This window comes from Serratia sp. OLAL2 (genome assembly GCF_002752475.1).
Taxonomy (GTDB): domain Bacteria; phylum Pseudomonadota; class Gammaproteobacteria; order Enterobacterales; family Enterobacteriaceae; genus Serratia; species Serratia bockelmannii.
The window spans coordinates 578,343-602,881 of sequence record NZ_MSTL01000018.1; the positions used below are offsets into that span (position 1 = coordinate 578,343).

10 protein-coding genes are annotated in these 24,539 nt (G+C 59.9%); 6 read left to right on the forward strand and 4 right to left on the reverse strand.

Annotated elements, in window-relative coordinates:
* Window positions 1-2: 2 nt before the first annotated feature.
* Window positions 3-2,318, forward strand: coding sequence for a pyrroloquinoline quinone biosynthesis protein PqqF (pqqF, locus tag BVU99_RS16145; protein ID WP_099817626.1), 2,316 nt, complete (start codon window positions 3-5; stop codon window positions 2,316-2,318).
* A gap of 140 nt (window positions 2,319-2,458) precedes the next feature.
* Here pqqF and BVU99_RS16150 read toward each other — a convergent pair whose 3' ends face one another.
* Window positions 2,459-5,488: an autotransporter serine protease gene (locus BVU99_RS16150; protein WP_244590506.1), complete on the reverse strand. Its 3,030-nt coding sequence runs from the start codon at window positions 5,486-5,488 to the stop codon at window positions 2,459-2,461.
* Between the two features lie 913 nt (window positions 5,489-6,401).
* Here BVU99_RS16150 and BVU99_RS16155 point away from each other — a divergent pair.
* Window positions 6,402-8,495 (forward strand): EAL domain-containing protein, encoded by a 2,094-nt coding sequence (locus BVU99_RS16155; protein WP_049207651.1) that lies wholly within the window; start codon window positions 6,402-6,404, stop codon window positions 8,493-8,495.
* Here the strand turns inward: BVU99_RS16155 and BVU99_RS16160 are convergent.
* The gene (locus tag BVU99_RS16160; protein WP_099817628.1) at window positions 8,492-9,688 is read right to left on the reverse strand and encodes an MFS transporter; all 1,197 of its coding nucleotides are present in this window, start codon (window positions 9,686-9,688) and stop codon (window positions 8,492-8,494) included. The two genes, BVU99_RS16155 and BVU99_RS16160, sit on opposite strands and share 4 nt — an antisense overlap.
* Window positions 9,689-9,837: 149 nt before the next feature.
* Between BVU99_RS16160 and BVU99_RS16165 the strand changes: the two genes are divergently transcribed.
* On the forward strand, window positions 9,838-10,755 hold the full coding sequence (locus BVU99_RS16165) for an ABC transporter substrate-binding protein (protein ID WP_025302813.1): 918 nt from the start codon (window positions 9,838-9,840) through the stop codon (window positions 10,753-10,755).
* 55 nt (window positions 10,756-10,810) lie between these two features.
* Here the strand turns inward: BVU99_RS16165 and BVU99_RS16170 are convergent, their stop codons facing one another.
* Window positions 10,811-12,589, reverse strand: a complete 1,779-nt coding sequence (locus tag BVU99_RS16170) for a sigma-54-dependent Fis family transcriptional regulator (protein WP_099817629.1) — start codon at window positions 12,587-12,589, stop codon at window positions 10,811-10,813.
* Between the two features lie 276 nt (window positions 12,590-12,865).
* Here BVU99_RS16170 and BVU99_RS16175 point away from each other — a divergent pair, with 276 nt between their 5' ends.
* On the forward strand, window positions 12,866-14,386 hold the full coding sequence (locus BVU99_RS16175) for an aldehyde dehydrogenase family protein (RefSeq protein WP_060447184.1): 1,521 nt from the start codon (window positions 12,866-12,868) through the stop codon (window positions 14,384-14,386).
* 52 nt (window positions 14,387-14,438) lie between these two features.
* Here BVU99_RS16175 and adhP read toward each other — a convergent pair whose 3' ends face one another.
* The gene (gene adhP, locus BVU99_RS16180; RefSeq protein ID WP_004928541.1) at window positions 14,439-15,455 is read right to left on the reverse strand and encodes an alcohol dehydrogenase AdhP; all 1,017 of its coding nucleotides are present in this window, start codon (window positions 15,453-15,455) and stop codon (window positions 14,439-14,441) included.
* 556 nt (window positions 15,456-16,011) lie between these two features.
* Here adhP and BVU99_RS16185 point away from each other — a divergent pair.
* Together BVU99_RS16185 and BVU99_RS16190 are read left to right on the forward strand one after the other, a co-directional pair.
* Window positions 16,012-16,221 carry a hypothetical protein gene (locus BVU99_RS16185; protein WP_049207659.1) on the forward strand — a complete coding sequence of 70 codons (210 nt, stop codon included), beginning with the start codon at window positions 16,012-16,014 and terminating at the stop codon, window positions 16,219-16,221.
* A gap of 355 nt (window positions 16,222-16,576) precedes the next feature.
* Complete coding sequence (locus BVU99_RS16190; protein WP_168186786.1) at window positions 16,577-24,523, forward strand: RHS repeat-associated core domain-containing protein; 7,947 nt, start codon at window positions 16,577-16,579, stop codon at window positions 24,521-24,523.
* Window positions 24,524-24,539 lie beyond the last annotated feature (16 nt).

Sequence of the window (24,539 nt, forward strand, 5' to 3'; positions counted from 1 at the left end):
CGATGGCACTCGCCGGCGCCTCTTGGCAGCTCGATAACGGTTTGGCCGTCAAGGCGATAAGCGACCCTGCTGCCGACTGCGCCGCCGCGCTGGTGCGCATTGAGGCGGGCAGTTTTCAGGCGCCCGTCGCCTGGCCGGGCCTGGCGCACCTGCTGGAGCATATGTTGTTTCGCGGCAGCGCGAACTTCAGCGCGCAAGAGGGCCTGATGAGCTGGGTACCGTCGGTCACTGGCCGACTGAACGCCACCACCCAGGCTACGCAAACCGCGTTTTTCTTCGAGGTGGGCACCGAACATTTGGCGCAGGGGTTGGCGCGGCTAAGCGATATGCTCGCCGCCCCACAGCTGGCGACCGAGGCGATTGAGCAGGAGATCGAGGTCATCGACGCCGAATACCGCCTGCTGCGCGCCGAGGTAGAAACCCGCTGCGAAGCGGCGCAGCGGCAGATGTTCGGCGGCCTTGGTGCAATGCATCGCTTTCATATCGGCAGCCGCGCCGCTTTCGGCAACGACATTTCCGCGTTGCAGCAGGCGCTGCGGCAGTTTCACCAGCGCTATTTTCGCGCGCCAAACATGACGCTGTGGCTGCAAGGCCCGCAATCGCTGGCGCAGCTGCATGCGTTGGCACAGCGCTACGGCAGCCGCTTGCCATCGGGCAGCGCCATACCGCACGAAGCCTCACCGTCGCTGACCGCTGCGAAAGATTACACCCTGTCTCTTCCCGGCACGCCGCAGCTGAGGCTGGTGTTTGCCCTGTCGCGTTCCCATTCACGCGGTTGGCTGCGGCGGCTGGAGCGCCTGCTGTTGGACGAAGCCCCCGGCGGGCTGCTGGCGCGGCTGCGCGCTCAGGCGTGGTGTGACGCCGTTCGGCTGGATTATTCGCGCTGCAGTGAGAACAACGCCCTGCTGAGTTTTATCTTTACCGTTAATCACGGTTCAGCCGCTGAAGCTGCCCACATCGAAAGCGCCCTGCTGGCGTGGCTACAGGCGCTGCAGGTGCTGACACCGGCTCAGCTTGCGCATTACGAGCGGCTGGCAAATCGCGATTTCCACCGTTTGGCGCCGCTCGATCAGCTGCGGGCCAGAGCGCTTGGGCTACCGCCGGTGGAGTCGAACGACGATTGGCCGCGGCATATTGCGGCGCTGATTAGCGCGCCGCGCCGTCGCCTGGCCGTGCGGTCTGATGGCCACGGCGAAACCCGTGAAATTCAAGGGCTGCCGCTGGCGCTTGGCCCCTTCGCCGGCGCCGCGCTGACGTCTGCCGCGGAACCATTCCGCTTTTTCGCCACCTCGGCGGCGCTGCCGAGCCCGAGATTGCCTTCCGGCCTGGCGCCGCTGCGGCATCTGCTCCCCGGCGAAGCGCAGCCTGTGCTGCTGCTGCGGCCGGCGCCGTCGAGCCGCTTCAGCGATGGACAGGCCTACGGCTTACAGGCGGCGCTGCGCACCGGGGCGGCAGAACTGGCGCATCGGGAGGGACATTTGAGCTTCGAGCGCCATCAGGGCGTGTGGCTGCTGCAACTGGCGGGCAGCCACGCGCTGATCTGCCACGGGCTGAGTGAGGTGAACCGAGCGCTGGCGGTGTTGCCGCCGACCGTTCTCAGCGAAGCGGCGAGAAACCTGCGCCATACGCAGCTGAAAGAACAAAGCGATATCGCCATTCGCCGCCTGTTAGCTCAATTGCCGGCGGCGCTCAGTGCGCCAACCGAAGCAGCACAATGGCATGCCACCTTGATCGGCGGCGATGGCGAGTTAAAACGGCAGCTGTCGCACCTGCTGTACGACTTCCCCTATTTCGTGGCCGCGGAGCCGCCGCTGCCGACACATCAACATCATTGCCCCATCACGCTGACGGAAAGCGGCGCCGAAAGTGCCTTACTGCAGTTTTACCCGCTGCAAAACGATGAAGCCGAAGGCCGTTGGGCGCTGCGGGTGCTGGCCCAGCTTTACGCGCCGCGCTATTTTCAGCGGCTGCGCGTGGAACGCAACGTGGGTTACGTGGTGCAATGCGCCTTCCACCGCTGCGCCGATGCCGAAGGCCTGCTGTTCGCGCTGCAATCCCCGACGTTCACCGTTGAACAGCTGAGGCAGTTAACCGACGAATTCTTATTGCAGATGCGTCATGAGTTGCCGCACGTTAGCGCGGGTGAACTGGCGCAAATACAACAGGCGACGCAACAAAACTTGCAGCGCCTCAGCACCGAATCGTTGCAGCGCGCCCGAGAAATTGCCTTGGAAGATCGCGTGGCCATGGCTGACGCGGCGCCAGTCACGCTGACCCAACTGTTGCACTGGCAGCAGCGTTTGCTTTCCTCTGATTGATTAACCCGACGGGAAACACCAGCCGGGGGGAATAGGACGCGGAGAAAGTATCACCTCATGCCAAAGAAGGCCGGCTGGCCGCGAAAAAAACCCCCATCGTCACGATGAGGGCTGAATAAAGCGAAGCACGCTAACCGCGATCAGAAGCGCCAGGTCAGACCGGCGTTGACGCTGTTATCCTGGTGGTTGGACGACAGCTGCCCGCCGTAGCCAAGGGACAGGACGGCGTTTTTGTTAATCGACACATCGACGCCCGCTTTCAGAATCGCCCCATCGCGGGAAACCGGCACGCTGTTTACGTCGAACGCCGCATCAGTGCGTTTGAACATCAGCTGCGTTTTACGTTCCAGCTTGCCGTACTGATGTTGCCAACCCAGCTCGCCGCGCAGCGCGATCGCCACACTGTCGGTTTGCCACTCGGTGTCGGCGCGGAGACCCAGCGTCGAGGCGGTGGCGGACTGACTTTGTTTGTCGCCGCGCAGTGCCGCTGCCCCGCCTTGCTCGTTGATCTCCTCGTTACGGTAATGGGTATACGCCAGGTTGGCGAACGGCTCAAGGTTGACCGCATCGCTCGACCAATCGTAGCCGCTTTCGATGAACAGCTGACCGGTACGCGCGTTATACTTGGCCTTCTCGCGATCCGACTGCGCGCCGTAGTTCACCGAGCGCGAGGTGTCGATGCGATGCCAGGTATAGGTGCCGCCTGCTCGCAGGGCCAACGCGCCGAAGCGTTTGTCGCCGTACAGCCCCAGATGGTAGTTGTCGCTGTGGGCATCTGACTGATAACCGCCATCCAGCGAAGTGCGGGTATACCCGGTCATCACCCCAAGCCGGCCGTCGTCAAACAGTTCGCTGTCCAGACCTAACAGTACGCCATAGGTAGAGGTCTGGTAGCCGGTGGCGTTGTCGTTGCCGGAAGCATGCCCCCAGTTGCCCAGCAGTTTCGCCCAGGCCCCATTATCATCCGCCTTGATATCGGAAGCGATACGGCGGCCTTCCGCCTGGCGCAAGCGCTCGGTGGCGGCATCGCGCAGGTAACGGCTTCCGTTAATCTGGGCGGAAGCCATATCCGCGTGGATCTGGCCGGACAGTTGACGGGTCGCCTGTTGCAGCTCTCTGGCCGACGTGAAGCCGAGGAAGCTTTCATACACCGGATGGCCGGTTACGACGCCCGCATCTTCGGTAGCGGCTTGCGCTTTGCCTTCATCACCTTGCAGTGCGCTTAGCGCCTCAGCGGTAGGGGCAGCCACGCTGCGCTTCACCGTTTCCGTGACTGGCTCCGTCGCGTTGAGCGTCTCCACCGCACGAGCTACCGCTTTCTCGTTCTCAGTGCTGGCCAGGCTGTCAAAGCTGGCGTCGGTGCGCGTGATGCCAAGGCCGACGTCATTGCCCTGATAATCCAGCGCGACTTTAACAAACGGATACGCTGGGTTGGCGTTTTCGAACCGGCCGTTGACGCCGTCCGTCGTGGTCAGGATGGTGTACTTGTTGCCCAGCAGACTCTGCGCCTCATTCTGCGACAGCAGGTTTTGGCTGCGCTCCAGGCTGACATTCACACTGCCGCCGTTGAGGAAAGCGCGCCGCGCGGCGATCTTATCGCTGCGGCCATTGTCCGCCACTTCCACGTTATACTGCGAACCGCGATCAAAAATGGCGTCGTGCAACACATGCAGCGTGCCGATGCCGTTACCCGGCGCGACGCTGCCGCCCCGAACCGCTCTGAAGGCGCCTACGGTACCCTCACCGGACAACGTGCCGCTATTTTCGATATAGACGTTGGAGGCCACCGAACCGTTGATCGCCAACACGCCCTGTTTCACCCAGGTATCACCGCGATAGGTGTTATTACCCAACAACGCCAGCGTACCGGCGCCCGTTTTGGTCAAGCCGCCGTGCCCGCTGATGTCGTTACTCCACGAATCGAAGTCGCATTCGCTCGACGTGCAGCGCCGCTCAACAGAGGTACCGGGTTCGACGATATTTCCCAGGCCGGGGATATTCACCACGAACTGTTTTTCACTGTAGGAGCCCGGTACATAATATTCCTGCGGGATATCCTCTTGGGTAATAAACATTTTCGGACCGTTGATCGCATCGCGTAAATTGACACGTCCCCAGCCGAACAGATTATCAATACCGGCAACACCCAAATCGGTGGCGGTGGTTTTAATTACCGCGGATATTTGATCGGCGCTCATATAAGGGAAACGTTGCATCAATACGGCGGCAACGCCGGTAACGTGCGGCGCCGCCATTGAGGTGCCGGATTTATTGCCGTAGCCGGGATTAACCGACAGCTCGCCCTTATTATAAGCTTCGCGATTCACGGCGCCACCGGTATTGGATTCCAGCCGGCCAACGGTGCTGTAAATATCAGAACCCGGCGCGGAAACGCAGTAGCTGGCCGTTTGTCCGCAGCTGGTCGAGGAAACGCTTAACTGATTTTCGTCACTCAGGTTGGTCACAATCAGGTAATTATTCAGTACGTCCGGGAAAGCGTAAGGCAGTGACTTTTGCGCTTCCGGGATATTGTAGTTGTTGTAATTTCCTGCCGAGAAGACGATCAGCTTGCCGTGCCTGGCCGCCCGCAGCAGCGTCGACATGGCGCTGTGCCCGCCGGTGGGCACCGGTTGTTCGCTGCCCCATTCCACGCTGGATTTGCTGCGCATCATCTCGGCGATCACTTCGTTTTTTACAAATGCCACGTAGTCCGGCCTACCGTTCGGCAACCAGATGATATCGCCTTTGGCGTCTCGCCGTATATCTGGCGCGATCCCCCAGCTGTTATTGATGACGCGGGCTGCGCTCTGAATCAGCTCTTCACGGCCGTTGCGATTACCGTAATCATTCAATTTGGTGCCGATAATATCCGCGTCGAAAGCAACGCCGTGCATACCTGCGCCATCTCTTTTAGCCGCCGCGATACCGGCTACGTGCGTGCCGTGATCGCCGAAAGACATATTATCTTGTTTATCATACGAGAAGTTATAACTGCCGTTATCCAGGCGCGTCAGTTTACCGGCGAATTCAGAATGGGAAAGAATGGCGTTATCGATAATGCCGATGGTTATACCTTTACCGGTATAGCCTCTGGCATAGGCGAATTCGGCGGAAATAGCCTTAAGCCCCCATTGGCGATTAAACTCCGCGGTTTTCCAACTGTCAGGCACGCCCAATCGACCGGGATCCTGATAAGCGGCAAGAGAAGAATGAATGGATAAGCCATAACAACCCAGAAAAACGCAATACGCTAACTTCAATCTTTTATTAAGTATCATTTTACGCTCCATGTTTATTTATACCCAGAAGAAAACTTACGTTTTAACCGCGCTGAAACCTCCTATGATCGTGAAACGACGGATAACACATGCGGGCCCGACGCGGGCCGCGCGAACAGACAGGCTGAGAGATGCAAATGGGCGCAGACAGACAAAGAGATGCCATCGCGCCGGGCGCCTATGGCGCAGACGTTTGGAGAGGAGGCGAATGTACGCTTGCCGGCGCCGTTGCGCCGAAATGCCCCGACCATCGGGTGCGGGCGTAAGGATCAGGCTGTGGGTGCATTTCGCCTCACCATCCAGTTTTGCTAATGATTATCATTCGCGAGGCTATCTTATACGTAAGCAAAGTGTCAACAGATGAAACAAAACATTTCTTGATTTGCATCATAACTTTTCTCTAAACGCCGGGCGACGGTGCTGCGACAACCGCTGAAGAGTGCATAAAATGGCGGTTATTGCCGCCATAAGTGAGATTTTCGTCAGTGAAGACGCATAGCGCCGGCAGAGCAACCGGTGGAAGAGCATAAAAACACCTGAACATTTCATCAAATAGAAACATCAGATTGATTAATTTTTATGGCAAAACCCCATCGTGGTCCGATCACTTATTTTTCGTTGCAATATAAGGGGGGCTTATAAATAACAGGAATATTCCTAATGCGTTCACGCTGGATGTATTCCATGCTAGCGGGCTGATTTTTAGCCGCGCCCGCTGGCTATTCCCAATTTCATTGGCAAGACTATATTGAAAGAGGCTCTGCTAGAGAGCGAGAATATGGGTAATTTTCCGAGGAAATGCCGCATGACCCTGTTGCCCAAGCAGACCAATAACAAAAATCCGATTGATCTCTATAGCGAAATCGTAGACGACTTGCCCGGTCTGATTTGCTTCGGCAACCGCCTTGGCGGCTACTTCAATAAACAGTGGCGCGACTATACCGGCGCAATCGCCGGTGAACACGGCGCCGCTGATTGGCTCGATACCCTGCACCCCGACGATCGCGAGCGGCTGGCCACACAATGGCGCCAGGCGATCGTTGCCCTCTCCTCATTCGCCGGTGAGGCTCGCCTGCGCGATCGCAGCGGCGCCTACCGTTGGTTTATGTTGGCGTTTAACGCCCGTCAGGACGGCATGGCGCTGGAGCCCAGCTGGTACCTCACCGCCACCGACATCCACCCGCAAATGCTGCAACGTCAGCAAAACGTTCAGGCGCTCTCTATCCAGCAAGACATGCTGGACGCCAGCGTCGACTGCATCAAAGTGATCAATCGCGACGGCACGCTGCGGCACATGAACCGCTCCGGCAGCCTGGCGCTCGGCCTGGATCCGGCGCAAAAAGAGTTTGGCATGCCCTGGCTGGGGCTGTTGTCGCCCGAAGTCCGCCGCCGTGGCAGCAAGGCGCTGCACAGCGTCAGAGCCGGTAAAAATGCGCGCTTCGCGGGATTAAGCGTGACGCCGCAAGGAAAAAAACAGCATTGGGACAACATTCTCTCTCCCGTCAGCGATGAACACGGCGCAGTGGCCGAGATCTTGTGCGTCTCGCGCGACGTGACGTCGCAACGCGTGATGGAACAGCGTCTGTTGCTCGCCAGCGAATATGACGAATTGACCGGCCTGCCCAACCGGCGCTTATTCAAGAAAAAGCTGAAGCAAGAGATGAAGCGCGCCCTGCATGGCAACAAGTCCCTCGGGCTGATGCTGCTGGATCTTGACCACTTCAAGCTGGTGAACGACACGCTGGGCCACGCGGCGGGCGACCATCTGCTGCGGGTTCTGGGTAAAAGGCTCAGCGCCTGCATGAATACGCATTCGTTCGTCTCCCGCCTCGGGGGGGACGAATTCGCGGTGGTAATCAGCGACGTTGAAAACGAGCAGGATATTTTCCGCATCGCCAACAAGTTTCTGCTGCAGCTGGAGACGCCGATCACCCACGGTGGCAAGACGCTGCATTGCGGCATGAGCATCGGCGGCGCCATCTACCCCAAAGATGCCCGCGACGCTTCGGAACTGATGAAATGCGCCGATACCGCGCTGTATGAGCTGAAAGACGGCGGCCGCGGCGGCGTCTATATGTTCGATCGCAAGATGATGGACAAGGCCCGTGCGCGCGCCAGCCAGCTCAACTACGCGCGCCAGATCGTGCGCGACAACTGCATCCGTCCCAGCTACCAGCCGAAGGTCAGCCTCTCCGACGGCAGCATCGTCGGCTTCGAAGCGTTGCTGCGCTGGCATTGCCCGCAAAACGGCATACAGCTGCCGGCGACGGTCAGCGAAGCCTTCAACGACTACGAGCTGGCGACCAAGATCAGCGAAGCCATGCAGCTGAAGGTCTTCGCCGATATCGCCCGCTGGCGCACGGCCGGCGTGGCGGTACGCCCTATCTCGCTGAACGTGTCGCCGATCGAATTTTTACGCGACAACTACGCCGAAACCTTCCTGCAGCGCCTGCTGAAATTCCATATTCCCCACCACCTGATCGAACTGGAAGTGACCGAGCACGCGTTCAACAAACATGGCTCCAAGTACGTGCTGCGCGCGCTGCAAATGCTCAAAGAGATGGGCATCCGCATCGCACTGGACGACTTCGGCACCGGCCATTCCTCATTCAGCCATATCATGGATTACCCGCTGGACTGCATTAAGCTGGACTGCGATTTCGTTCAACGCATGAACACCGAACCGGCGATCCTGGCGATCGTGGAAAGCATCGGTATCCTCGGTCAGAAGCTGTCGATCGATATCATCGCCGAGGGCGTGGAAACCGAGCAGCAGCGGCAAACGCTGTGCGAAGCCGGTTTCCATATTGGCCAGGGTTTTCTGTTCAGCCGGGCGGTGGAATCCCAGCGGGTGCCCGAGCTGCTGCAAGCGGTGCCGCAATCTGTCGAGGGCCGTTAAGCCCCCTGCCGTGCGCCAAACGGCGCCAGTTGCATACCGATAAGCGTCACTACGCAGATGAGTGCCCCGGCGTAGAAGGTGGAGGCGGAACCGAACAGCTCCCACAAGGTTCCAGCCCCAAGACTCGCCAGCAGCAGCGCCACGCCGCTGATCAGATTGAACATGCCAAACGCGGTGCCGCGCAGATGAGCCGGCGCTGTATGCGCCACCATCGCCGCCAATAGCCCCTGGGTCATGCCCATGTGCACCCCCCACAGCGCTACGCCAAACAGCACCCCGCCCCAATGATCGCTCAGCGCCAATACCAGGTCGGCGGCGATCAGCACCAGCAACCCGGCTTTCAGCAATCCTTCATGGCTCATGCGGTCAGACAGTTTTCCGAACGGATAGGCCGAGCAGGCGTAGACCAGATTCATGGCGACCATCACCAGTGGGATCAGCGCCAGCGGCGTGCCGCCCTGCTGCGCCTTCAACACCAGGAACGCTTCGCTGAAGCGCGCCAGCGTAAAGATCGCGCCGATGCTCACCACCCACCAATAGCTGCGCCCCAGCAGCCGCAGGTTGGCGCGGGTGATCGGGTTGGTACGCTTGTGGGTTATCGCGGCGGTCGGCTCTTTCAGGCCGAAAAACAGCAGCGCAATCGCCAGCGCCGCCGGGACCGTCGCCACCCAAAAGATGGCGCGAAAATCGTTGTGCCACAGCAGCATCAGGCCGACGGCCAGCAGCGGCCCTAAAAAGGCGCCGACGGTATCCAGCGACTGCCGCAGCCCGAAGGCCGCGCCGCGAATTTCCGGCGGCGTCACGTCGGCCACCAGGGCATCGCGCGGCGCCCCGCGGATGCCTTTGCCCACGCGATCCAGCAGGCGCGCGCTCATCACCATGCCGGACGACGATGCGATAGCGAAAAACGGCTTGCTGATGGCGCCCAACCCGTAGCCCAGCAGCGCCAGCCCTTTGCGTTTACCGAGGTAATCGCTGAGCACGCCGGAGAACACCTTGACGATCAATGCCGTCGCCTCCGCGAGCCCTTCGATCAGCCCGATGACGATCACGCTGGCACCGAGCGTCGTCGCCATAAACAGCGGCAGCAGGCTATGGATCATTTCCGAGGAAACGTCCATCAGCAGGCTCACGCTACCCAATACCCACACGCCGCGCGGTATGCGGCCCAACGTAGCGAAACGCGACGACATGGTTCATCCTCGATCGATTCAGCGCCGCCAGAGGCGCCTCATGATTTTTCCAAGATTGGTTAGTTGATTTTGTTCGTTCACAGATCTGCAGCCTTTAGAGATAGTGCAACGACCGTGTGACACCCATAATAATGAAGGTAATTAACATAATGATATATAGCAAAAAGATGATAGTGATTGCGGCGCTGCTGAGTTTTTCCGCCGCCGCCGCACCGGGCGTGGATCTCGTCGCCAACGAAACGCCGATCCACACGGTGAAGAGCGCCGAAGCCGTGGCCAAAATCCCCGCCGGCTTCCGGTTCGTGGAACCCGGCACGCTGACGGTGGCCATTTCCCTGCTGGGCAGCGGCCCGCCGTTCGGCCTGTACGCCCGCGACAATAAAACGGTGATCGGCAGCGAGGCGGACATCGCGCGCCTGGTGGCCGACGGTTTGGGGTTGAAACTCAAACTGGTGCCCACGTCGTGGGAAGACTGGCCGCTGGGGGTGGCCTCCGGCAAATATGACGCCGCGGTTTACAACATCACCGTGACCAACGAACGCAAGACCAAATTCGATTTCGCCACCTATCGGCAGGATACGCTGGGCTTCTACGTCAAGTCCGACAGTAAAATCACCCAGATCAAAACGGCGCCGGATATCGCCGGTAAAAAAATCATCGTCGATTCCGGCACCAATCAGGAAGCGGTGCTGCTGGCCTGGGACAAGGAGAACCGCGCCAAGGGATTAGCGCCGCTGCAGCCGGTGTACGTCACCGATAAGGCCGCCTCCACGTTGGCCATTCAGTCTGGCCGCGCCGACGCCACCTTCGGGCCCAACGTCTCCGGCGCTTATCAGGCGCGGCTGACCGGCAAAACCCGGCTGGTGGGCATTGTGCCCGGCGGCTGGCCGAAGACCGCCAACATCGCCGTCACACTGAAGAAAGGCAACGGTCTGGTGGACGCGGTGCAGGCTTCGCTCAACAGCGCCATCGCCAACGGCAGCTATCTGCAGGTGCTGGATCGCTGGGCGGAAAGCGACGAGAAGATTGCCCGTTCGGAGATTAACCCGCCGGGGCTGGGGGACTAGAGCATGAACCGGCCCCGCATCGAGGGGCCGGTTATTGATGAGCAATCATGACGTTTCATTCCGCCACCGCTTTCTGCCTCCACAACTTGCGGTACAGCGTGCTGCGCGAAACGCCCAGCGCCTTCGCCGCCCGGCTGAGATTGCCGCCCGCCCTGTCGATCGCCGTCTGCAGATCCGCCTGGCCGGTATCGGCGTTCTCCTGGCGCGGCGCCAGCACCGCGATGGACTGAGGCAGATCGTCCAGGGTGAGCACCGCATGATCGTCCGCCAATGCCAGCAGCACCTTGAGCGTACTCAACAGCTGCCGCACGTTGCCGGGCCATGGATAGCGCGCCAGCATCGCCAGCGCCTCCGGCAACAGGCGAATGTCGCGCCGCTCGCCGCCCAGCTCACGCCACAACTGCAAAATGAAGGTCTCCAGCTGCGCCCGCTCTCTGAGCGGCGGGATGCACAGGCTGTATTCCTGTATGCGGTACAGCAAATCCTCACGAAACGCCCCGGCCTCTACCTGCCGATGCAGATCGTGGTGCGTGGCGCAGACCAGCGCGAAATCGACCGGATAAGCGCTGCGGCTACCGAGCGGCGTGACCGTTTTTTCCTGTAACACCCGCAGCAGGCGCGTTTGCAGGCCCGCCGGCATGTCGCCGATTTCATCGAGGAACAGCACGCCGCCGTCCGCCTCGCGGATCTTGCCGATATACCCTTTCGGGTTGGCGCCGGTAAACGCCCCCGGCGCATAGCCGAACAGTTCGGATTCGATCAGCGGCTCAGGCAGCGCCGCGCAGTTGATCGCCACGAAGTTGCCGTTGCGCCAGCGGCTCTGTTGAAACAAGCGTCGGCTGAAATGCTCTTTACCGCAGCCGGTTTCGCCGGTCACGCACAGCGAAAGGCCGGCGTTGAGAATGCGTAGCGCCTTCTGATGCTGTTCGTCATGCCTTTCCGCCGGCGGCGGAACCGACCGCAGGGCGCTAACGCGGCGCTGCGGCGCCTCGAGCAGCGAATAATAATGCCGTTGATTGCCGGCCAGCGTCTGGTGCGGTGCGCCGGAGGGCTGTCGCAGCAGGTCGGGAAACAGCTGGGCAAACTCAACCGAGCCTAATGCGGCCGGTGAAAGCCGGAACTCCAGCATCGCCAGCCGATTGGCGGCGACCAGCACTTCGTCGTGAAACACCAGCAGCAGCTCCTGCGCGCTGCCCAGGCTCCCGGCGTTGGCGTGCAGGCGCAGCGTCCAGTGACGGTCGGCGATCGCGCTTCTGACCCAGCGGTGTTCGATATGCCGCACCGCCTGCATGATCAGGCGCTGTGCATCGCGGTACGGGCGCTGCGCGGGGGCGGAGAGATCCAGTATGCCGGCAATGCGGCCATCCGGCCGATAGATCGGTGCGGCAGTGCAGTTCAATCCGGCATTTTGGTTGAGGAAATGCTGGTCGCCTCGGACCTCGCAGAACGCGCCGAGTGCCAGCGCGGTGCCGATGGCATTGGTACCCCGATCCGCTTCGCCCCACTGGTTGCCCGGCGCCAGCGCAAAGCGCGACGCCTTGTGCAGAAAGTCGGTATTGCCGCGGGTTTCCAGCACCAGTCCGTCGGCGTCGGCGATCACCACGATGGCGGGCTGGCGCGTAATTTGCGCGCCCAGCTGCTCGATCAGCGGCTGTACCCGTTGCGGCACCCAGTCATTGCGGCTGCGTAGCTCTTCGAGTAATCCGGCTTTGATAAAAGGGATATGTTGATCGGCGCGCGTCAGGCCGTAGCCCCGGCTGCGCTGCCAGGATTCCGCCAGCGGGCGGGTCAACAAACTGGCGCCCTCGGTGGGCAAGCGGTCATCAGGCAACATGCGTTTCTCCCCCCGTTTACGAGTGTTGCAAATATGTATCACATATGTGTATCAGGCGTTGCGACACAGAACACAAAAACCCAGCGCCGGCGGCGGTACCGCATGATTCGTCACGTCATATCAATTTTTAACGCGTTAATAAATGAGATCTTTTAACGATCATCTTCGCCATTCATCAATCTGGCACGGGCCGTGCTTCTCCGTGCTGCGGCGACATGCCGCACTCACAGGCGCAGCCCAATAGCGCCGGTTATCATCTGCAGAGAGGTGCTTCACATGAAATATGTCCACCCCGGTTTGCCTGGCTCGCTGGTTTCGTTCCGCAAACGCTATGGCAACTACATTGGCGGTAAATTCGTCGAACCGGTATCCGGCAACTACTTCACCAACACCTCGCCGGTGACCGGCCAGCCGATCGCCGAATTCCCACGTTCCGACGCCAAAGACATCGAACTGGCGCTCGACGCGGCGCATGCGGCGGCGGACGCCTGGGGCAAAACCAGCGTGCAAGAACGCGCCAACGTGCTGCTGGCGATCGCCGATCGCATCGAGTCGCGGCTGGAGATGCTGGCGCTGACCGAAACCTGGGACAACGGCAAACCGATCCGCGAAACCCTGAATGCCGATTTGCCGCTGGCGGTCGACCATTTCCGCTACTTCGCCGGCTGCCTGCGCGCGCAGGAAGGCACTGCGGCGGAGATCGACCAAAATACCGTGGCCTACCATATCTATGAACCGCTGGGCGTAGTCGGTCAGATCATACCGTGGAACTTCCCGCTGCTGATGGCCGCCTGGAAACTGGCGCCGGCGCTGGCGGGCGGTAACTGCGTGGTGCTGAAACCGGCGGAACAGACGCCGCTCGGCATCAGCGTGCTGATGGAAGAGATCGGCGATCTGCTGCCGCCGGGGGTGCTCAACGTGGTGCAAGGCTTCGGCGCCGAGGCCGGCGAAGCGCTAGCGCGCAGCAAACGCATCGAAAAAATCGCCTTCACCGGCTCCACGCCGGTCGGCCGCCACATCCTCGCCTGTGCGGCGGAGAACATCATCCCCAGCACCGTCGAGCTGGGCGGCAAATCGCCGAACATTTATTTTGAAGACATCATGCAGGCGGAGCCGGAGTTTATCGACAAGGCGGTTGAGGGGCTGGTGCTGGGCTTCTTCAATCAGGGGGAGGTGTGCACCTGCCCTTCACGCGCGTTGATCCAGGAATCCATCTACCCGCAGTTTATGGAGAAAGTGCTGGCACGCATCGCCACCATCCGCCAGGGCGATCCCTTCGACACCGAGACCATGATCGGTGCCCAGGCGTCAAAACAGCAGTATGACAAGATCCTGTCGTACATCGACATCGCTAAAAACGAGGGAGGCAAAATCGTTGCGGGCGGCGAACCCGCTCAGCGCGGCGACGAAGTGCAAAACGGTTTCTACCTGCAGCCGACGCTGATTACCGGCAACAACAGTATGCGTTTCTTCCGTGAGGAAATCTTCGGGCCGGTGATTGGCGTCACCACCTTCAAGGATGAGGCCGAAGCTCTAGCGTTGGCCAACGACACCGAGTTCGGACTGGGCGCCGGGCTCTGGACCCGCGACATCAACCGCGCCTACCGCATGGGACGCGCGATCAAGGCCGGGCGCGTGTGGACCAACTGCTACCACCTGTACCCGGCGCACGCCGCGTTCGGCGGCTACAAGAACTCCGGTATCGGGCGCGAAACCCACAAGGCGGCGTTGTCGCACTATCAACAGGTGAAAAACCTGCTGGTCAGCTACGACGCCAAACCGCTGGGCCTGTTCTGAGCCGGGCATAGCGACAAAAAGGCCACCCGCGGGTGGCCTTTTTTAGCGATGCTTATTTCGCCATGCCGAGATCGATCACCATGCGACCGCGAATGGTGCCCGCCTTCATCTCGTCGAAGATGGCGTTGATATCGCCCAATGGCCGTTTGGTCACTTTCGGCGTCACTTTACCTTCGGCAGCGAACTGGAACGCCTCTTTCAGATCTTCGCGTGTACCGACCAGCGACCCCACCACCTGAATGCCGTCCAGCACCAGGCGCGGAATGCTCAGATCCATGCTCTCCGGCGGCAGCCCCACGGCCACCACTTTACCGCCGGCGCGCACCGCATTGACCGCCGAGTTGAAGGCGGCTTTCGCCACCGCCGTCACCACCGCCGCGTGAGCGCCGCCGGTTTGCTGCTGAATGATCTCCTCCGCATTTTGCGTTTTGGAGTTGATGGTCAGATCGGCGCCAATCTGTTTGGCGAACTCCAACTGGCCGTCGTTGACGTCGATGGCAATCACTTTGGCGTTAAACACGTTTTTGGCGTACTGCAACGCCAGGTTGCCCAGCCCGCCCAGGCCATAGATGGCGATCCACTGCCCCGGCTTGATATCGGAAATTTTCACCGCCTTGTAGGTGGTGACCCCGGCGCAGGTGATACTGCTGGCGGCGAAAGAATCGAGCCCGTCCGGCACTTTCACCGCGTAGTCCGCCACCACGATGCACTCTTCCGCCATGCCGCCGTCAACGCTGTAGCCGGCATTTTTCACCGAGCGGCACAGGGTTTCGTTGCCGCTGACGCAATATTCGCAATGGCCGCAACCCTGGTAAAACCAGGCGACGCTAGCGCGGTCACCCACTTTTAACGAGGTAACGCCCTCACCGACGGCGGAGACCACGCCGATACCCTCATGTCCCAACGTAATGCCCGGCACCTCGCCGAAATCGCCGTTTTTCACGTGCAAGTCGGTGTGGCACACCCCGCAACACTCCATTTTTAACGCCGCCTCGCCGTGCTTCAGCGGGCGCAGCACTTTATCCTGAATGTCTACGGTATGGTTTTTCGTCACTACGGCAGCTTTCATGCTGTATTCCTCCAGCCGGATTATAAAAACGGTCTTGATCACGGTCGTTACTGTCACCCAGGGCGACAATTCACATTCTCTTTTTCCGCTAAACGGTTAGCTTTAAAATATAGCAGAGAAATTTTTTTTATTGAATTAATTGCACGGCATTGCAGAAGCATGAGTGCCATTCACTTAACACAATAAAAACAACGCTCTCTAATTAATGTAACATCACCTGTCACAGAAATACCCTTAGTTCAATAACGACTGAATAAGATTATAATTAACACGCTTAATATCATTGATAAAAAAGTTATTTTATTTATCATCATGATTTTGAAATGGTTTAATTTTATTTATACTTTCATTGACAGAATCAATTACCTCCCCTAGTTTTAACTATGCTGTTTATCTCTGATAAGACTTTTCTTCACCTTCTATTTTTCATCGCCGCTATTTTTAGCGGCGCTACCCACAGCTGTCTAAAAATTCGAGGTTATATATGTCGACGACACAATTTAAAGTTATTAGCGTCAGTTCCGGCTCCACTCAAAGTTTGGATTTTGGTTCACGGGTGATTAATGCTTCCGTCGCCGTTCAGGGGTTTAACGTTTCTTACGGCAACACCGACCACCACCTGAAAACAATCGACGTCTCCAGCGCGATCGCCGGCCTCAGCGGCAGCAGTGTCACGGTGTCCGCCACCTGCTTTATGGAGGACAAATCCAACAATAAAACCTCAGGTACGGTAAGAGTGCTGGTGATCGCCGAATGCGAATCCTGAGACGTTGAGCGGCCGCTGGCCCGCCGTTTGGGCGCAGAGGCGCATCGCCTGGCTTTCAATCGCCCCTGGCGATTGAAAGCCATTTTGTTTCCCTGCGCTTTATCGATGAGGGTATTTAAAAATGAGTGACAAAACCAACGGTCAGATCCCGCCAGTACGGCCAAGCCAATTCGAAAGCAATGAAAAAAACATATTCGAAGACAGCGTCAATCTGTTTCGCGGCGATGTGAATTTATCGCTTGATTTGGTTGCGTTAACCGGAAGGAATCAACTCGACGTCAAAGTCACTGCATTTTATGGCAGCAACATCAAAAATGAAATTTATCAATCAAATGTTAGCGCACCAACCGGAATTATGGGATTAGGCTGGCAATTGCCTTTCGAACGCATTGAAGTCGATCACCGGGATAATGCAACACCCGGTGACAACCTTTATCGAATTTATACCAACAACGCCTCATCAGAATTAATTCGCGCGCCCAACGATTGGCTGAGAGCGAAATTACCAATCGCCGCCACCACCGCGCTCAATAGCGGCAAAGTGGACACCGAAAGCCAATCCGCTTTCATCGCCGCCGGCCTGCAGTTAGGTTGCCATGCTCAGGTCGTCACGCGGTTCGACGATCGACAATGGGAAATTATCGACCCAGTCTATCAGCGCACCTTCAACGTGCTGCGCCAGGACGCCGAACTCGCCGTCTTCTCCGGCGGTGAAGCGTTTGAGTGCTTCCACTATGATTTCAGCAAGGTCCTGTATTATCCGCAGTTCGAACGCTGGGAGCTGGTCAAGGACAACGGGGTCAGCTACTTCTACGGCGGCAACGCGCAGGATGATCAGAGCATTCAATGGAAAGTGCGCTGGGGCAACTGGTCGGGACAATCCGCTTTGACCCACTCGCCCCAGGGCGATGCCTTGCAGTCTCGCTTTGCGGCAATCTGGAATCTGGCGCAGGTGGAAAGCCTGTGGGGCGATCGGATCGCCTTCCGTTACGAGGCCGTTGAACAGCCGGTTGGCGAACGAGGTTTAAGTTTTACCAAAGCCTGCTACCTGACGCGCATCACCGACATGTTCGATCGCACCGTCGATTTTGGCTATCAGGAGAAGCGGTACGACACGCAGTCGCCCGCAGGCCCACGGGAATACCTGTCTCCGCATTGGGATACCCCCTACAGCAAGGCCCCCGGCAACGCCGCTTCAGCCTATCAGGATCGCTACGAAACGCGCTATCTGGACAACATCGTCGTCAAAAACTCGCAGGGCACATTGCTCTATGCGGTGCAGCTGAGCTACGACACGCAGAGTAATTTCAGCGGTTACCCGCAAAGCGATCCGCTTTACGGTGATACCGTCAAACGCACGCTCACCGGCGTCCAGCGGCGCTATGCGGAAAATTGTGCGCTGCCGCAGATGCAGTTCAGCTACTGGCCGGCAGGTACGGTCAATGCCGGCGCGCTCAGTGGCGCCGTCACGCCGGACGGTGCGAAAATCGCCTACCGGTATAAGCAACAAACGCTGCCGCTGTGCGATCGCCAGCGGCAGATCGTCAGTCCCTGGCCGCGCAGCGCCAAACCGCGCGTATGGTTCGGCGGCGATTACGCGGTCTGCCTGTGGCTTAACGAGTCGAGCGACCAAATCCACGTCACGTTTTACACCTGGCTTGGGCGCTGGCAATGCTGGGCTCCCGAGCAGCAAACGATCAAGGCCGCTTTCGACATCAACAGTGTCAACGTCGTCACTGCCGGTGATTTCGCCTGCCTGACCTATGCCACCCCGCAGAGCGGCAAATCCTATGCGCATGTCTATCACAAGGATAACCGCAAATGGGGCGAGTGGTTCGACAGCGCGCCAATCGCCGCCAACACCACCCAACTGCAGCTGGCCGCCGGCGACAACTTTTTTGTGGTCTGCGACAAGGATCAACGGACGCTGCTGCGCTACACCTGGGATAATTTCACCAAACGGTGGGCGATCGCCGATAGGTCGGGCGATCTCAACGCCACCGCCCGCCCCTACATCGCGGCGGCCAACGGCTATTACGCCGTCCTGGATTATGCCCCCCTCACCGGCGGCGAACACCGTAATCGGCTGGCGCTTTATTATCAGGATAGCCAAGAACAATGGCGAAACGGCGCCTCACTCCCGCTGGTGTTCACCCTCGGCGGCGATGCGTCGGCCACCCGTTTCGGTTTTGCCGCCGGCGCCTCGTTTATCGCGCTGACCTACATCACGCAGGAGGTTTCGCTCAGCGTTGATTACACCGTCAAGGTCATCGGATGGGACGCGGCATTCGGCGCCATGACCAGCACTGACTTTCCCTGCCGCCTGCCGAAAAGCGCGCCGTCGCAAACCCTCACCATTCCGTTCCTGGCAAAATTCGTCAACAACGCCATGATTGCGTCCGGCCCCTATCTGCTGCGCTATAACGGCGCAGACTGGCTGCGTAACGACAGCCTGCTGTTACGCAGTACCTGCAGCGATCAGGACATCAACTGGTTCGCCTACGGCGCCGATTACGCAATCGCCGTCAGCAACCGCGAATTCGCGGCTCAGGCGCGCATGGTAGCCTACGATCCCAACCGGCAAATCACCGCCTGGAACGATGCGGCGCGCGATCTCTATACCCGTGACGATCCGACTTCGGAAAGAAAAAGACACTACTTCCCGACGGCAGGCGCGGATATCGCCACCATGGGCAACCGCGTCTATCACCGCGGTTCCTGGTGCAATTGGTTGGACGCGGCAGCCGGATATGCCGAAGTGCCCTACGCGATAGACAGCACCACCATGATCAATCAGGGACCGCGCTTTATCTCTTATCTGAACCTGGACGGCACGGCAGCCAAAAACACCACCGTGAAAACCTTCCGCAATCAGGCCTTCGCCGGCGATGACACGCTCACGCAACGTTATTTCACGCAGATTGGCGTCTCCGGCATGGTCAAACCCAATATCAACGGCCAATATCCCGCCGGCCTGTCCGCGTTCGTTACCTATCTACCGCTGAACAAAGACTTCGATAATGCGGAAAGCCTGACGCTGAATCGCTACCTCGACAACACGCTGCAAGGCGCACTGGTGGATTACTGCGTCGACACGGTCAGCATCGATGACGGCTACGCCGTCAGCACCACCTGCTACGTGTTCGACATTGCGACAGCGACCTGCGACCCTACCGGCGCGGTCTTCAAGTACTACAAGAGTGCCAGCTATCCCGGCAGCGAGAGCATGTCCGCGCCGCGCTTCGGCTATCGCGAGAACTATTACTTCAATGGCCTGACGCGCCAGGATCCGCAGGTCGGCGAGCGAGTTCGCGCTGCAGATCAAGCGTCATCCGGGCTGTTGGACGGCCAATTGATCGAGCAAAAGGTGTTTGACGCCGACGGCAATCTGTTGGTTCACGAACAAAAAAACCTGATGGCCTTCACCTCCGTAGCGATCGACGGCGTCGAGCGACCGCTGTTCGGCGGTTATACACGCTGCATCGCCGACAACAGCCTTAATGATGGCCTAGCGATACGTACCGATTATCGCTATGACTCACGCTTCGGCAAATTGATCCGCGAGCGCTTTGACAATGTGACCGCCACCGGAGAAACGCAGGGCGTTGCCAAACTCTACGGCTATGCGTTCGAAGCCTATCCCTGGTTCTTACTGAAAAATGCGATCGACGCGCCCTTCAGCCAATTCGACGCAGCGGGGAGCGCGGCGCTGGGAGAGGCGCTGCCAATCTACGCCGGCAGTCTGCAACGCTACGGCGCTCTGCAACGGCAACAGCCGCTTGCCGATGAAGCTGCGCCGACAGTGTGGGCCGCCACGCAAGCCTATGTGCTGCAAGCCGCGATTGGCGCCCAGCCCCCCAGCCCGCCGGCGCTGGCAAGCGATCCGGGTGACGCGTGGTTGCCGGTAGGCACAATACTGGCCAGAACATTCTATGGTGCGATCCTCTCCCAGAAAAACAGCGAAAGCCAGGTCGAAAGCACGCTGTGGGACAACAACCAGATCCTGCCGGTGGCGGCGTTCGTCAGCGGCGCGGCGGATGAGTGCGATTTCATCGGTTTCGAACCCTATCAACACAGCACCGATCCCTGGCGGCTCGACGGCGATACGGCGATCGTCGACGACGACGCCTATGTCGGCAGCCGCAGCCTCAAACTCGGCGTCGGTGCGACACTGACCCGAACGGCGCCGCTGCGGCAAACGCAGCCGGTCGTTGTCTCCGCCTGGATCAAAACCTCGCCCGGTTTCAACGCGGCACCCGGTGCGGCAAACTTGATCAGCCGTAGTGGCAACGCCGCGCCGCACACCACGCCGATCGTCCCCACGGCAGAAGGCGCTTGGGTTTACTGGCAAAGCGTCATCCCCTATAACGGCGATCCGGAGCGTCCGCTCGCGCTCGCCTTCGACAACCAAAAAACGGTCGGCTATGTGCTGTTCAACACCGTCAGCGTCACGCCGTTGGCCAGCAAGATGGAGGCCCGCTGCTACGATCCGCTGTATCTGGATGAGATCGCCGTTATGGGTAACAACGCCGATGTCCTGCGCTGCGGCTACGATCCGCTGCGGCAAAAGTTCGTTGAGACCGGGCCACAAGGCGAAAGCAAGAAAGGCGTGGTGAACTATGCGCCACGCAGTTGGCACGATACGCTGCCATTCATCTACCCGCAGCACGATCCCGCCAGCAGCTGCGAAATTCTGGCCGCCGACGGCGGGCAATACGAAACCTTCACGCAGGGCGAACAAACCTGGACGCGCTGGCGGCGCGACGACGACAGCGCCTGGCGTCTCAGCCAGGGCCGGCTACTGCATTGCGGTACGACGCTCAACCGCCTGCGTTGGTTGGCCACCGCCGGCCGCTACGCGGTGGGCTTCACCCTTTCGTCGCCGGCGACGCAGAACCTCGCCTTCGGCCTGACGATCGGCGACAGTCTGAGCGCCCAGTGGGACGCCATTGCGGGATGGCGGCTGACGCTGGCGGGCAACACCTACACTGACGACGCGACCAACGGCTGCCTGCCCACCTCGGTGCTGCTGGTACCGGGCGACGATGCCGTTCTGTTATATGCCGACGGTCGTCAGGTTTTCGCCCTTCAGACCGATGCGAGGATCGACGGTGAATTCAGCCTGCAGGCACAGGGGGAAATCTATTTTGCCAATGCGGTTACCTTCCGCTCGCCACAGCTGGCCATCACGTATAAAAACGCCAACCGGCAGGAAACGCAGCATCAGGTGCTGAACGAAGGACGATGCCTGGTGCGTGAAACGCTGTACGACGCGCTGGGCAATACGGTTGCCGAAACCAAGATCGCCGCCTTTGAACGCACGTTGTTCGGCTACCGGGCGGCCTTTGTCCGCACACTGGACGCCGCAAACGGCGTGATGACCGGTGAAGTGAGTGATTATTACCCGCAGGACGAAGGTTACCCCTATAGCGGCACCCGTTATGAGGCTTCCTCGCTGAAACGCCCGGTGGCCAAAGGCATGCCAGGCAAAACCTTCGCCATTACCGGCGACAACCCGCATATTACACGATTCATTTACGCCGTCAGCGATCACACGCAGGTGGCAGGTATCGCCTGTCGCCCTGGAGAATTGCGGGTGAGCGCCCTGTACGATGCCGATGGCACCGGCGTGCTGTCACTCAACGATCGCCGTGGCCAGACGCTGAGCAAGCAGACCGAGGCCGGCGGCGTTGTTCGCGACGCTGTCCAACAGATCTTCGACGCGGCGGGCAATATCGTGCAGGTTCGCCACCCGTCGTCTTCCCCGGCGGATGACGCCTTCATCAGCCACAATCGCTACAACTTCCTGTGTCAGCTCGCTGCACGCGTCACGCCGGATGCCGGAGAAACGACGTATATCTACGATCCTGCCGGACGTCTGCGTTTCAGCTCAACGCCGCTGAGCCGCGCGAAAGACCGCGTGTTGTATAAAAAATATGACGTTCTGGGGCGCCTGAGTGAGGATGGCGAAGTGGCGCAAGCCTGGGGTGACGGTTCGGCGCTGCAGGCGATCGCCGATAACGATCCGCACTACCCGCACCATGATGACTGGCAAACGCAAAACGTCTATGACGGCGAAGGCGACGAGCCGACTCTGCGCGGCCGCCTGTGGAAAATGTACCGTCGCGCCGCTGACGGACTCTGCGTCGAAAACTGCTATGGCTACGATACGGGAGGCAATGCGACCCTGTCGCAACTGCGTCTGCCGGACGCTGGCGATTACATCACGGGCTATGCCTACGACAACCTCGGCAACGTCATCCGCATCGATTATCCCGCCGGCGCGCCGCTCGCCAGCGTGGCCTATCGCTATAACGACATGGGACAAACCGCCGCCATCGGCACGCCGGACGATCCGGAGAAGTTCGTTCGCTACCGTTACCATGCCGACGGCAGCCTGGCTGAAGAGCAGCTGAATTCACAGGGGGGGCGGGCGCTGCGGCGCACCATGAGTTATAACTCTCCCGGCTGGTTGAATGAAATCAACAACCACTATGCCGACGGCGCACCGCTGTTGAAACAACGCTTCAGCTACACCGACGGCGGCTACGAGGGCGCCGGTTACTTCAACGGCAATATCGCCGGCGTAGTGCACGACAATGCGGTCAGGCCCGAAAACAGCTTCGCTTATCGCTATCGCTACGATCCGCGCGGCCAATTGACGGTCGCCGAGCACAGCGTCAATTCCGCCTACAGCCTCGGCGTCGGCGCGCCGCTGACCTTCGACGCCGGCGGCAACATCCTCCGGCTGCAACAGGGAGACACCCTCTTCAGCTACGAGTATCAGCCGAACAGCGGCAAAGTCGCCGCCGTGCTCGCCAATGACGCGGTCGCGCAGCGTTACGAGTATGACGTCGTCGGTAACGTCACGCTCTCCGCCAGTCGCGGTATTCAGCGTATCGATTACAACCCACTGAATAATCTTCCGTTAACGATCGCACTGGATGACGGCCGCCAGCTTGCGCTGTGCTACAACGGCATCAATCAGCGGGTGCAAAAGCGGTTCGCCGACGGCAGCAAACTCGCTTACGTACACGGCCTGAGCGACGCGCCGCTGATGGAGTTCGGCGCTCGTACGACGCAATATCTCTATGGCGTCGGCGGATTGCTGCTGCTCATCGACGGTGGTGAGGCCCAGTACGTGCTGAAGGATCAGCAAGGTTCGATCCGTGCCGTAGTGGCGGAAAACGGTCAGGTCAACGCATTGCTCGACTACATGCCCTTCGGCCAATCGTTGCCGACTGGCGTCGGCACGTCCTCGTTACTGCGCTATCGCTACACCGGCCAGGAGTTGGACGAAGATTTGGGACTCTATAACTATCGGGCGCGCTTCTACGATCCGCAATTGGGGCGCTTTTACTCCTGCGATCCTAGATTCCAGTATGGCGGCCCTTACGTCTACTGCGGCAACAACCCGGTTAATCAGACCGACCCTTCCGGTGAGATCGCCCCAATCATTATCATCTTGCTGATCGGGGCCGCCGTCGGCGCCGTGCTGGGCGGCGGGGTCGCCCTGTACAGCGGCTATCAGTCCGGATTGCGCGGTGGCGCGCTAGCCGGTTATGTATTCGCCGGCGCAGGGATAGGAGCCCTCGCCGGGGCTCTGTCCGCCGCCGGCGGAGTCGGCGCCTTTGCCGCAGGGTCGGCAGCGGCGGCGGCAGCTTCCACCACCGCCGGCGGCATTGCGGCGGGCCTGGCGGCCGGCGCAGGGGTCGGAGCCACCGTAGGCGCGGCAGTAGGTGCGGCGCAGGGAGTGAGCCAATTCTTCATCAACGACGCCTTTGGCGTCGCCAACAGCGGCAGTTGGCAACAGTCGCTGCTGAAAGGCGCCGTTACCGGTGCCGTCGGCGGCGCGATCAGTGGCGGCGCCGCAGGGGTTGGCGGTGCGGCCGCCTTCCAGCAGGCTGCGCGTTTCGCCGAGCTGACCGGCGGCAACGGCTGGGCCTTCAGCCCGACCTCGCTCACCCAGGTCAGCAACGCCTACAACGCTTTCGGTAGCCTGGGCATCGTGCCGTTGCCAGCCTTCGTCAGCCGCATCCCCAACTACAACCTGCCACTGGTCGGGGGAATGCAAAGTTTCGTCCTGGGGAAATTCAGCCTGCCAACTTTCAGCAGCCTCGGCGGTGCGGTGGCCAAGCAGGCCGTCTCGCCGCTGCTGCCGAGCGGCGGTGGCACGGCGACAGGAACCCCGCCGACGGCCTTCTATGGACAACAGGCCTACAGCCCGGCGATGACCGGCAGCATCGGGCTGCAAACGGCGCTGGTATTGGATCCCGCCGGCTGGAGCAACGGCAAAGCATAACCCACGCAGGGTGCGG